The sequence below is a fragment of the Sphingomonas sp. HITSZ_GF genome (assembly GCF_029543155.1).
Taxonomy (GTDB): Bacteria; Pseudomonadota; Alphaproteobacteria; order Sphingomonadales; family Sphingomonadaceae; genus Sphingomonas.
In genome coordinates this window covers 146,654-158,432 of sequence record NZ_JARQXA010000008.1, presented here as the reverse complement: position 1 = coordinate 158,432, position 11,779 = coordinate 146,654, and the positions used below count along the sequence as shown (strand labels likewise).

General features: G+C 68.3%; 1 protein-coding gene. It reads right to left on the bottom strand.

Features of this window, described 5'->3' with window-relative positions:
• On the bottom strand, positions 1-11,765 hold an 11,765-nt coding region (locus P6144_RS19520), incomplete at its 3' end, for an autotransporter-associated beta strand repeat-containing protein (RefSeq protein WP_277769495.1).
• Positions 11,766-11,779: the final 14 nt, after the last annotated feature.

The window sequence follows — 11,779 nt, the reverse complement described above, 5'->3', positions numbered from 1 at the left end:
GCACCCGTGCCCAGGTTGGCGTTCACGGTCGCGCCGGTCAGCTGATACTGGCTCGCGGTCAGCGTGCCGGTGCCGGCCAGCGTGCCGCCGAGGCCCAGCGTGCCGATCGTGTCGTCGAAGGCGCCGATGTCCAGCGTCGCGCCCGAAGCGACCGCCACCTCCGCGGTGTCCGCGAGGCGGTTCGCGGCGCCGAGCGTCAGCGTGCCGGCCTGCACCGAGACATTGCCCGCCGCGGTACCGTTCAGCGTCGAAGTGCCGCCGAGGTTGAAGACGGTGCCCGTACCCAGGTTCGCATTCACAGTCGCGCCGGTTAGCTGATACTCGCTCGCGGTGAGCGTGCCGGTGCCGGCGAGCGCGCCGCCGAGGCCGAGCGTGCCGACCGTGTCGTCGAAGACGCCGATGTCGAGCGTCGCGCCAGAGGCGACCGCCATCGTCGCGGTGTCGGCGAGGCGGTTGGCGGCGCCGAGCGTTAGCGTGCCGGCCTGCACCGAGACATTGCCCGCCGCGGTACCGTTCAGCACCGAGCTGCCGCCAAGGTTGAAGACGGTGCCCGTACCCAGGTTGGCGTTCACCGTCGCGCCGGTCAGTTGATATTCGCCGGCGGTCAGCGTGCCGGTGCCCGCGAGCGTGCCGCTGAGGCCAAGCGTGCCGATCGTGTCGTCGAAGGCACCGATATCGAGAGTCGCGCCCGAGGCGACCGCCACCGTCGCGGTGTCGGCCAGCCGGTTCGCCGCGCCGAGCGCCAGCGTGCCGGCCTGGACCGAGACATTGCCCGCTGCGGTGCCGTTCAGCGTCGAGGTCCCGCCCAGGTTGAAGACGGTGCCCGCCCCAAGATTGGCGTTCACTGTCGCGCCGGTGAGCTGATATTCGCTCGCCGTCAGCGTGCCGGTGCCGTTCAGCACGCCCTGCAGCGCCGCGAGCGCGACCGTCGCATCGGTCGTCCCCATGTCGAGCGTGCCGGCGGTGCCGACCAGCAGGGTCGAAGCCGGATCGAAGGCCGCACCTGCCGCAAGGGTCAGGCTGCCGGTGCGGATCTCGGTCAGGCCGCTATGGCCCGCGGTGCCGCCCAGCGTCAGGTTGGCGCCGTCGATCAGCAGGTTGCCGGTCCCCGCCAGCGTGCCGTCAAAGCTGGTGGTGCCGGCGAGCAGGGCAAGGGTGTTGCTGCCCAGCGCGACCGTGCCGCTGCCCGAGAGCGCGCCGATGGCTTCGTCGCCGCTCAGTTGGAGCGTGCCCGCCGCCGCGACATCGACCTGCGCGGCATCGCCGATCGCGCCGCCTGTCACCAGCGTGCCGCCATAGATCGTCCAATAGGCGGCATCGTTGGCACCGGTGAGCGTCCAGGTCCCGCTGCCCAGCTTGGTCACACTCTCGAAGCCAGTCACGGTGTTGGCCAGCGTCGCCGAGCCGGTGCCGTTGAGCTGGAGCAGGTCGCTGCCGGCGCCACCGCTCAGCGGACCGGTAACGGTCGCGCCGGTGTCGATCGTGACCGTGTCCATCCCGTCGCCGCCAAGATAGTCGCCGTCGAGCGTGCCGCTGATGCCGATGATGCGGGTACCCGTACCGACCGAGGCGATCGTGCCGATGGTAGTCGAGCCTGCATCCAGCGTGACGAGGGTCGTCGCCGCGCCATCGAGATAGAGCGCGCCAAGGCCGCCGCTGATCGTGCCGCCGGCCTGGTTGGTGATCATCGTCGAGCCGGTGGTGGCGATGCCGTAGCCGTTAGTGCCGCCGGTGATCGTGCCAGAATTGGTGACGGTGCCGCCCGAGACATAGCTGACGCCGGAGCCGGTGGTCACCGCGATCGTGCCGCTGTTGATCAGGCTCGCCGCGCCCGCACCGGTTAAGGTGGCGACGCCGCCGGTGATGCCGTTGATCGTGCCGGTATTGGTCGCCGTGTGTGCGCCGGTGCCACTAAAGACAATGCCGACATCGGCGTTGATCGTGCCGTCGTTGGTCGCGGTGCCGGTGCCGTTGAGATAGATGCCCCAGCCGCCCGGCGCGGTCGCGTTCAGCACGCCGCCCAGCGCATTGGTAGCGCTGCCGCCATTGTCGAGGCTCAGCGCGTTGTCGACGGTGCCCGTGACGGTGCCATAGTTGGTGATGACCGCATTGGCGCCCGAGACGACCACGCCGCGCCAGCCGGTGAGCGCTGCACCGGCGCGGTTGATCACCACGGTATCGGCGCCGCTCAGATTGACGGCCGACATGTTGAAGGCGGTGCCGCCGGCGATGGAGCCGTAATTGTCGACGGTCGTACCCGTGCCGGTCGACTGGACGCCGGTCGCGCCAGTGATCGAACCCGAATTGGTGACGCTGCCGCCGGCACCGGCAAGGACGACGCTGGTCGCCGCGCCGGTGTTGGTGACGCCGGTGAAGGCGATCGCCGAGCCGTCGAGCACGACGAAGCTGCCGGTGCGGACATTGTTGCCCGAGAAGGTGAGGGTGTTGCCCGCCGCCAGCCCGCTGATCTGGACATTGCCCGAACCCGAGATGCCCTGCGCGACGGTGCCGCTCGCCGCCTGCTGATAGGCAAGCGTGCCGTTGGCGACGATTGCCGAGCCCGAGATGCTGGCGCTCGTGCCCTGCAGCGTCGCGCCGGCATTGACGATGGTCGTGCCCGCCCAGCTGTTCGCCGCGTTGGTCAGCACGATCGTGCCCGCGCCGCCGATCACCAGCTGCTGCGCGGGATCGATGCCCGCGCCGCTGCCGGTGGTGATCGCGCCGGTCAGCGTGGCGACAACGCCTGCATCGGTGTTCAGCGTCGCCGGATCGGCCGAGGACGGCGAGACGACTTCGAGCGAAATGTTGTTGGCATAGGTGCCGGTGGCGCCGAAGGTCGCGGTCGGGTCGATCATGTGGATCGTGCCCGTGCCGAACGCGCCCGCCGTGTTCGCCCGGATGCTGCCGCCGTTGACGTAGATGTCGCCGGTCAGGTTCGCGGTGTCGATGAAGGTGATCGTGCCCGACGGCACGCCGCCGACACCGGCATAGATCGCGGTCGCCGGATTGGCGCTGGGCCCGGTGATCGTCGCATCGCCCGAAAGGACGCCGAACGATTCGAAATTGATGAAGCTGGCAAGGCTGACGGTGGCGCTGTTGCCCGCGCCGAAATCGCCGAACAACGCGTCGTTGCCCTCGCCGCCGTCGATCATGCCGGTGATCGTGCCGCCATAATAGAGGAAGGTGTCGTCGCCCCCGCCGAGATCGGCGCCGTTGATCGAGCCGCCATTGTGCAGCGCCACCGTGTCGACGGCGAGGCCGGTCGAGCTGTAGCTGCCGTCCAGCGTGCCCGAGATGTTGATCGAGCGAGTGCCGCTGCCGGTTGCGACGATGTTGCCGGTCGTGGTCGAGCCGGCGTTCAGGTTCACCGTCACCGTGCCATTGGCGATGCTGATCGCGCCGCCGCCACCGCCGGTGATCGTGCCGTTGTTGGTGATGGTGACAGTGCCGGCTGCCGTGTGCACGGCATAGCTGGTCGTGTCGGTGCCGCCGGCGATCACGCCGCTATTGGTGATCGTACCGCCTTGCATGGACAGGTTGATGCCGTTGCCGGTCGTGGCACTGATCTGGCCCGAATTGTCCACGGTAAGCGCGCTACCCGCGCCTGCACTGACGCCGCTGCCCACGCCGGTGATCGTGCCGGCATTGGTCAGCGTGCCCGCGGCGGTCTGGAATTGGAGACCGGCGGCGTTGGTGCCGGTCGCCAAGATCGTCGCGCCGGCATTATTGGTGACCGAACCACCGTTCATCAGGACGGCGACGGACCCGGTGCTGGTGACCGCTCCCGAATTGGTGACGCTGGCATTGGCCCCGGACGACAGGATCGCGCCCAGCGTCCCGGCATTGATGACCGTCAGCCCGTCGCCACTGGCATCGACAGCCGAGGAGTTGGTGCTGGTCAGCGCGCTGCCCGCTGCGACGGTGATCGTGGCGTTGGCGCCGGTGATGGTTACGCCGACGCCGTTGGCGGCCAGGTTCGCTGCCTGTCCCGCCGCGCCGATGTTCAGCACGGTTCCGTCCGATTGCGTCCAGCCCGCCGCGCCGCTCTGGGCGCCGGTCAGAGTCAGCGTGCCGGTCAGCAGGTTGCCCGTCTCGAAATTGATGGCCTTGGTCAGGTCGAGCGTCGTCGCCGTGGCAAGGCTGACGTTCAGCGTATCGATGCCGGCGCCCGCATCGATGCTGGCGAAGCTGCCGCCGCTCCAGTTGAAGATGTCGTTGCCGTCGCCCAGCGCGATCGCGCCGGTCACCGTGCCGCCGCGCAGGTTGATCGTGTCGGCGCCGGCATAGACGTTGATCGCGCCGCTGATGGTACCGGCATTGAGGTTCAGCGTGTCGTCGAAGGCGCCGTAGCCGAGGTCGATCGCCGCGGCAGTGCCGGCGATGGTGCCAGTGTTGGTGATCGTGACCGGACCGCTCGACGCGCCGAGGCCGTAGCTGCCCGAGATGGTGCCCGAATTGGTGACGCTGTTGCTGCCGGTGCCGACCAGGATAATGGCGACATTGTTGCCCGATGTGATCGAGCCGCTGTTGGTGACCGTGGCGGTGCCGTTGATGCGCACGGCGTAGGTATTGGCAACGCTCGAGATGACGCCGTCGTTGATCAGCGTCGCCGCGCCGCTCGCATAGACCGCGACCTGGCCGCTGCTGCTCTGCTGGCGGATGACGCCGCCCAGATTGTTGGTGATCGTGCCGCTGGTGATCGCCACGCCGTAGCTGTTGCTGCCAGCGACGGTCTCGATGGTGCCGCTGTTGGTGATCGTCGCGGTCGAGGCGCTGCCTGCGATCACGCCGCCCGAGCCGCGGATCGTCGCGCCGCTGGCGTTGGTGAGCTGTGCCGCGCCCGAGCCGGTGAAGCTGAGGCCCGCATTGTTGCCGCTGGCGATCAGGCCGCCGGCATTGTTGGTCACGGTGCCCGAGCCGATCGAAAGGCCCGCGCCGCCATTGCCGACGGTGAAGACGGTGCCGGTCACGGTGCCGGTGCCGATCGTGCCGCTGTTGGTCACGGTCGCGGCGCCGCTGGCAAAGATGCCGTTCGCCTGGCCGGCGATGATGCCGGTATTGCCGGTGAGCGTGAAGCTGCTGGCGCCGGTATAGACGCCTTGGTCGAGGCCGCGGATGACGCCCGCATTGTTCAGTGTCACGACGGCGTTGGTGGTGGCGATGCCGCTGCCGGTGCCCGGGGTGCCGTTGCCCACGCCGGTGATCACGCCGGTCGCATAGTTGTTGACGTTGAGCGTGCCGCCCGCGGCGCTGAGATTCTCGATGCCGTCGCGCGTGTTGCCGATGATCGTGCCGCTGTTGTCGACGGTCAGCGCGCTCGCCGTGCCGCTGCTCACCAGGATGCCGTTGACGCCGCCCTGGATCAGGCCGCCGGCATTGTTGGTGATGGTGCCGCCCATCGCCTGGATGCCGCTGCTGCCGCTGAGGGTAAGCACGCCGCTGGTGCCGCCCGAGAGCGTGCCGGACGTGATCGTGCCGCTGTTGATGATGTTGACCGTGCTGCTGGTCGCGACGCCGTTGCTGCGGCCCAGGATCAGGCCGGCATTGGTGAGGGTGAGCGCGCCGGAACCGGCCATGCTGATGCCGTTGCCGCCGCCGGAATTGCCCAGGCCGACGATCCGGCCGGTGGCATAGTTGGTGACGGTGAGTGCGCCCGAGCCGCCCTGGTTCTCGACCGCGTTGTAGAGGTTGCCGGTGATCAGGCCGTAATTGTTCACCGTCAGCAGGCCGGTGGCGACCACGCCGCCCGAGCTGAGATGGTTGATGCCGGCATTCTGGCCGCTGATCGTCGCAGTGGAATTGCTGGGCGATCCGTTGTTGATCACGCTGGTGCCGCTGGTCGCGGCGACGCCGATCGCGGCGCCCCAGCCATTGTCGCCGCCCGTGCCGGTGTTGGTGATCGCGCCGAAATTGTCGATGCCGTTGCCGGTGCCGTCGAGGCGGACGCCGAGATACTGGCCGCCAGCGACCGAGCCGGTCAGCCCGACGCGCAGCGTGTTGCCCGAGCCCGCCACCGTAACCGCGCTGACGCTCGCGCTGCTCCGTGTGCCGGTCAGCGTGATCGTGCCGCCGGTCGCCGAATTGACGTTGAGGGCGCCGGTGTTGGTGATCGCGCCGCTCAGCGAGACCGTGCCGAGTGCCTGGACGGTGCCTGCGCCGCTGATCGCGCTGGTGAAATCGTAATTGTCGCTGCGGCTGAAGGTCAGCGTTGCCCCGGTATCGACCGAGATGCCGCCGGTGATCCGGCCGCTGCTGGCGCCGTTGCCGACCACCAGATTGGTGCCGCTGCCGGTCACCGTGGTGCCGCCGGTATAGCTGCTGAACCCGGTCAGCGTGTACAGTCCGCCGCCGCTCACCGTCAGCGCGCCGGTGCCGCCGATCGCGCCCGAATAGGTGCCGCTGGCGCTGGTGAGGGTCAGGGCATTGGCGCCGAGCGCGGTGGTGCCCGTGCCGGTCATGTTGAGGATGCTGACCGCGCCGGTGTGGCCGGCGATGTCGAATGCCGCGTTGTTGACGATCAGGCTGGATGCGAGCGTGCCGCTGCCGCCCAGCGCCAGCGTGCCGCCCAGGATGGTGGTGGTGCCGGTATAGGTGTTGGCGCCGGTCAGCGTCAGCGTGCCGGTGCCCATCTTGGTCAGCCCGCCGCCCGTCGGCGCGCGGAACGCGTAGTTGGTCAGCCCGGCAAATCTGGTGGAGTCATCCTGGATATAGGCCGAATAGTCGCCAAACCCATTGTACCCGACGGCCCCGGCGTCGAGATGCAGGTCGTCTGCCGCCGGCGTGGTGGCGTAGAGGGTGTGGCTGCCATAGCCGTCCATCCAGACGCTGTCGTTGATCTGCGCAACGTCGGTGCCGTTGGTCGAAATGCGATAGTCGCTGGCGCTGCCGCCGAACAGCAGCGCGGCGGCTTCCACGCCGCTATAGACTGCGGGGTTGGTCGACCAGGCCGGACCGTCGCTCACATGCCAGCTGCCGACATAGGCGATGCCGCCTTCGCCGATCGTGCCGGTGAAGGTGGTCGAGGCGTTGTTGCCGCCCAGCGTCAGCGTCTTGCCGCCCAGCTCCACCGCGCCCGCGCCGGCGAGGCCGCCGATCGTCTCGCTGCCGGCCAGCGTCAGCCCCGCGCCGCTGTTGACGGTGACGGCGCTGGCATCGCCGATCGCCGCGCCGCCGCTGGCGGTCACGGTAACCGTGTCGATCACGGTGGCGCCGCTCCAGTTGTTGGCGCCGCTCACCAGGAAGGTGCTGCCTGCGGTGCCGCTGAACGTCACTGCCTGCGCCGTGTCGATCGTCTGGTTGCTGGCGTTGAGGCCGCTGCCGGTGGTGATGGTGCCCGAAAGCGTCACCGCGCCGCCCGAATTGTTCAGGAAGATGGTGGGATCTGCGCTCGCCGGCGTGCCCACTTCGAGCAGGAAGTTATTGGCATAGGTGCCCGCCGCGCCGAACTGCACGGTCGGATCGACCATGTGGATCGTGCTGCTGCCGAACGCACCGGCGGTGGTTGCCCGGATGGTCGCGCCGTTGACATAGATGTCGCCGGTAAGCCCGGTCGTGCCGGTGAAGACCAGCGTGCCTGCCGCGCTGCCGGTGCCGGCGTTGATGCGGATTCCGGGCGTGATCGCCGCGCCGGTCAGGGTCCAGGTGCCGCTGTCGAGCTTGGTGATGGCCTCGGCGCCCGTCGTGGTAGCCAGCGAGAAGCTGCCTGCCTGCGCGCCGGTGCCGGCGCCGCGCAGCTGCAGCGTGTCGTTGCCGGTGCCGAGATCAATCCCGCCATAGATCGCCGCCGACAGCGGGCCGATGCTCTGCAGCGTCACGGTGCCCGATCCGCCGCTCACCGCGACGGTATAGGTCTGCGTCACTGCGCTGGCGTTGGTCTGGCCGCTGTAGATCGCCAGCGTATCGTTCCCGGCGCCGCCGATGATCCGGCCGCTGGCCGAGCCGGCGAACAGGTTCACGGTGCCGCCACCGCTGCCGATCAGCACCGTGCCGCCGGTGCCGCTGCCCGCCTGGCCGTAATTGTTGAAGGTCGTGCCGTTGTTCAGATAGACCGCATAGCCATTGGTCACGTCGTTGCCGCCGCCGAGCGAGGCGTTCACCGTGTTGGTGATGGTGCCGCCGCCGGTGGCGCTGATCGCGAAGTTCGTCCCTTCGCTGATCGTGCCGCTGTTGAGGATGCTCGCGACACCCCCGACATCGACGGCATTGAGAGCCAGCGAGCCGGTGCCGACGCCGTTTATCAGGCCGGTATTGGTCAGCGTCAGCGCGCCGGTGGCGGCGATGCCGCCCGATGCGCCCTGGATCGTGCCGTTGTTGGTGATGTTGGCGCTGCCGGTGCGGATCGCCGTGGTGGTGCCGCCCTGGACATAGTTGTTCGAGCCGTTGAGCGTGCCCGTGGCGATCGTGCCCGAGTTGCTGAGGGTCAGCAGGCCGCTGCCAGCGTTGTAGATGCCGGCGGTGCCCGCGCCGACGATCTGGCCGGCGTTGGTGACCTGCACCGCGCCGTTGTTGATCAGCAGGCCCGAACCTTCGCCGGTCGCGCCATAGATGCGGCCGGTGGCGTTGTTCTGAACGATGCTGATGCCGGTGATCTCGACGCCGGCGAAGCGGTCGCCCCGGATCAGGCCGTCATTGACGATATAGGCGCCGTTGTTGGCGCGCGCGCCGTCCCAGCGGCCGATAAGCGTCGCGCCGGTGTGGTTGGTGAGGGAGAGCTGGTTGGAGCTGGCGAGAACGCCGTTGCCCTGCGTCGCGATCGAGCCACCGGCGGCATAGGTGATCGTGCCATAGTTATCGACGGTGCCGCTGCCGATCGCGATGGCCGAGGAGAGGCCGGTACCCGAGGTGATCGTGCCGCTGTTCTGGATGTTGTTGCCGTTACCGCTCGAATAGATCACGTCGCCGGTCGCGCTCAGCTGCGCGCCCGACTGGACGAACATCAGGTCGGGGGTGGTCAGGGTGACGCCGACGCCCGCGATGTTGGTCAGCGCGCCGTTGAGATAGAGCGTCGTCGCATCGCCGCCCGCCACGGTCCAGCCATTGCCGCCGTCACGGCTGCCGGTGAGGGTCAGATTGCCGGAGGTGAGCGCGAAGGTCTCGAAATTGGTGAAGCTCGACAGGCCGAGCGTCTTGTAGGTCGATGCGCCGATGTCGACGGCGAAGCTGTCGGTGCCTGCGCCGCCATCGATCGTGCTGCCGAACGTACCGCCCTGGTAGGTGAAGCTGTCGTTGCCGTCGCCCAGCGCGATCGCGCCGGTGATGTTGCCGGTGCTGGCCAGGGTGAAAGTGTCGGCTGCCGTGTTGCTGTTGGCGGTCGCGTCATAGCCGCCGGTCAGCAGGCCGGCGAGCGTGATCGCGCGCGCGCCGGTGCCGGTGCCGGTGATGCCGCCGGTGGTGGTCGAGCCGGCGTTGAGGTTGACCGTCTGGCTACCCGCAGCGCCCAGGCGGATCGATCCCGTCGCGCCGCTGATCGTGCCGGTGGAGTTGATCGTGACGGTGTTGAAGGGCGAGGTACCGCTCGACACGATGCCGTAGGTGGTGCCCGAGACCGTACCGGCATTGGTCAGCGAGAAGCCGCTGCTGCTGATGTTCTCGAAGCCGATCGCGCCGCGGATCGTCCCGCCGGTCTGGTTGGTCACGCTCACGCTGGTGGCGCTCTCGACGCGAATGCCGTTGGTGAGATGCGTGGTTCCCGCCGCGCCGCCGGCGATCAGGCCGCTGTTGGTGATGCTGACGGTGCCGCCGCGCAGGTTCACGCCGGTGGAATAATCGGCATCGATGCCCTGGAGCGTGCCGTCGTTGGTCAGCGTCAGGCCGGAGTTCGACGTGAGCGGTGAAGCATAGACCGTCGCGTCTCCGCCCTGGTTCCAACCGGTCCAGCTGCCATGGTTGATGACGGTGCCGTTGGCGGTGACGGCATTGGCGCCGGTGATCGTGCGCCCGGCCGCCAGTTCGAAGGTGCCGCCGGCGTTCACCACCGCGACCGAGGCGAAGGTGGTGGAATAGTTGCCGTCGAGCGTCAGCTTGCCGCCGTTGATCGTCCAGTAATAGCCATTGATGATGCTGCCGATGGTCAGGTTGCCGCTGGCGAGATACATGCTCTCGAAGCCGCTATAGCTGCCCAGCGTCGCGGAGTTGCCGGTGCCAAGGGCTACGTTGAGCCTGTCGTTGGTGCCGGCGCCGGCGTCCAGCGAGCCACCCAGCGTGCCGCCATTCCAGTTGAACGTGTCGTTGCCGCCGCCCAGGCGGACATTGCCGGTGATCGAGCCGGTGGCGGCAAGGGTGACCAGGTCGCCAGCCGTGTCGCCGCCGCTCGCCGCCTCATAGTCGCCGTTGAGCGCGCCGGCGACCGTAACGGTACGAGTGCCGCTATTGGCGGAATCATACGCAAAGATGCGGCCGTTGACGGTCGATCCGGCAGCCAGGCTTACCGTGGTGGCCGCGCTGCTGCTAAGATAGATCGCGCCGGCATTGACGTTGTTGCCGGTGATCGTGCCGATGTTGGTCAGGCTGGTGACGCCGCCAAAGGTCCGGAAGGCATAGCCGTCCATCGACACCATCGTGCCGTTGTTGGTCAGCGAGCCGCCGTTCCACATGTTGACCGTGGTGCTGCTGACGCCGCTTGCTGCGAGCAGCGCGCCGTTGTTGACGATCGTGCTGCCCGCGCGATCGTCGATCGCGGCGCCTGCGGCGCCGGTCACCGTCCCGCCGCTGGCCACCGTGATCGTGAAGGGCTGGCCGGCATTGCTTGTCCAGATGCCGGCCGTGGTGCCGGTGACATTGGCGTTGACGTCGATCGTGTTGCCGGTCGCGGCCCCCGCCTGCGCCCAGATACCGTAAACGCCGGGCGTGGTGCCGCCGATGGCGCCGTTCACGGTGATCGCCACGGTGCCGCCGCCCTGCGCGTGGATTCCATAGAGCGGGGTGCCGGAGCCGTTGATCGTGCCGCTGCTGGTGATGCTCACATTGCCGCTCGCCAGCGCGTCGATGCCGGTCGGTGCAGTGATGTTCGAGGCAGAGGTGATCGTGATGTTGCCGCTACCGGCATCGGCATCGACGCCGGTATTGGAGGCGGCGATCGAGCCGCCCGTGGTGGTGATGTTGACCCCGGTCTGCCCGTTCGCCTGCAGGCCGGCGGCGAAGCCCGAGATGGTCGGGGCCTTGAGCAGATAGGTTACCGTGGTGCCCGCGGTCGCGCTCAGGCCCGCGACGGCGGTCCCGTTGGCGGTGACGTTGCGCAGGCTGGAAACGAGCGCGTTATCCCAGATGAGGATGGACCCGTTGGTGCTGAAGCGGCCGCCGTAGCTGCCGGTGAGGTCAACGGTCGATCCGTTCTGCGTCGGATCCATCAGCCAGCTGATGGTACCGTTGGGTGCGGTCAACGATATTCCGGCGCCGCCGGACTGGTTGGTCGAGAAACTGTTGGCGCCGCGGGTGCTCAGCGACGCGGGCTGGCCGCCGGCCGCGACTTGTCGATAGGCGTCCGCGCCCGGGGTGCCGTTGGTATTCGCGATCGTGACATCCGTCACGGTGACCGAACCGCTGGTGCCATCCAGCTGCACGCCGCCGCCAGTGGCTGTGTTGTTGGTTAGGATCCCGTTGGGCGAGATCGTGCCGCCTCCCACGCTGGTCTGCGCCAGGGCAGGGGTGGCGAGGCTGATGCCGATCAGTGCGGTCGATCCCAGCAGTGCCTTGCGCAGCAGCGCTTCTCGGCCGACGCGCGCCGAAATCGCCTTGCGCGCACGCGCACCATTGCCACGATCGATCATAATTGAAGCCCCCG